Source organism: Nonomuraea antri (genome assembly GCF_013283785.1).
GTDB lineage: Bacteria > Actinomycetota > Actinomycetes > Streptosporangiales > Streptosporangiaceae > Nonomuraea > Nonomuraea antri.
Map to the genome: position 1 here is coordinate 1 of NZ_JABCPZ010000535.1, position 1,325 is coordinate 1,325.

At 70.3% G+C, this 1,325-nt stretch carries 1 protein-coding gene; it reads right to left on the minus strand.

Annotated elements, in window-relative coordinates:
• Positions 1–17 precede the first annotated feature (17 nt).
• A complete protein-coding gene (locus tag HII36_RS55190; protein WP_173531387.1) occupies positions 18–1,091 on the minus strand; it encodes an IS110 family RNA-guided transposase in 1,074 nt (357 codons plus the stop codon).
• Between the last annotated feature and the right edge of the window lie 234 nt (positions 1,092–1,325).

Sequence of the window (1,325 nt, forward strand, 5' to 3'; positions counted from 1 at the left end):
GGATGCTCCTATGGATGTCAAGCGGAGCGTTCTTGATCCTTTGATGTGATGAGTCCGTAGAGTTCGCGGGCGACGTAGCGCTTGAGGCAGCGGATGATCTCTTTCTTGGACAGGCCGTCTTGGGTGCGTCGTTCCATGTAGGCGCGGGTGCGGGGATCCCAGCGCAGGCGGCACAGGACGACGCGATACAGGGCGGCGTTGGCCTGGCGGTCGCCGCCGCGGTTGAGGCGGTGCCGGGTGGTCTTGCCGGAGGAGGCCGGGATCGGTGCGACGCCGCAGAGCATGGCGAAGGCGGCCTCGCTGGGGATGCGGTCGTGGTTTTCGCCGGCGGTGAGCAGGAGCTGCCCGGCGGTGTCGGTGCCCACGCCGTGGGCGGCGCTCAGCCGGGGGTTGATCGCCGTGACCAGGGCGTCCAGGAGTTCGTCGAGGTCGGCGATCTCGGCGGACAGCTGCCGGTGGCGGCGGGCCAGGGAACGCAGCGCGAGCTGGGTGGCGGTGAGCGGGTCGGCGGCGTGGTCGCGGTCCGGGCGCAGGGCGGCGCAGGTGGCGATCAGTTTCGTGCTGGTCAGGCGGCGCAGGCGCTGACGGAGCGCGTCCGGGGCGGTGACGATCAGGGCCTTGATCTGCCGCTGGGTGTCGGCGCGCTGGTCGACGGCCGAGCGGCGGGCGATGCGCAGGGCGCGCAACGCCTCGATCCGGCCGTCGCGCTGTTTCGGGATGCCGGTGCGGTCGCCGGCCAGGGCGGCCTTGGCGGCGGCGATGGCGTCGATCGGGTCGGACTTGCCCTGGAAGCGGCGGGTTTTGCGGCTGGGCCGGTCGATCTCGATGACGTCGATGTGCTCGGCCTGCAGCAGCCGGGTGAGCCCGGCTCCGTAGACGCCGGTGCCTTCGACCCCGACCCGGCTCAGCTGCCCGAAAGCGCGCATCCAGGTGAGCAGGGCGGCATATCCGGCCGGGGTGGCGGGGAACTGCTCGGTGCCCAGCACCCGGCCGACGCCGTCGATCACGGCCGCGGTGTGGGTGTCTTGGTGGGTGTCGACACCGCCGGCGACTTCGCTGACCGGCGCATTGTCGGGTGTAATGGAGGTCATCGTCGTCCTGTCGTCTTGACCGGGGGGCAGGGCGGCACGCACCAGCCGGGCAGCGCGGACAAGACAGTGATGGGGCCTCTGGCCAGGCTCCTATGAAGTCACAGGTGCCGCGTCCGGTGAGTGCACACGAGCGCTTCCCGGCCAGGGCCGACAGATCCCGTTGAGGACCTCGAGGTCAGTCAGTCGCTGGGTCAGACCCTGTCGGGAAGCGCTCATCTACATCATCACTGTCAG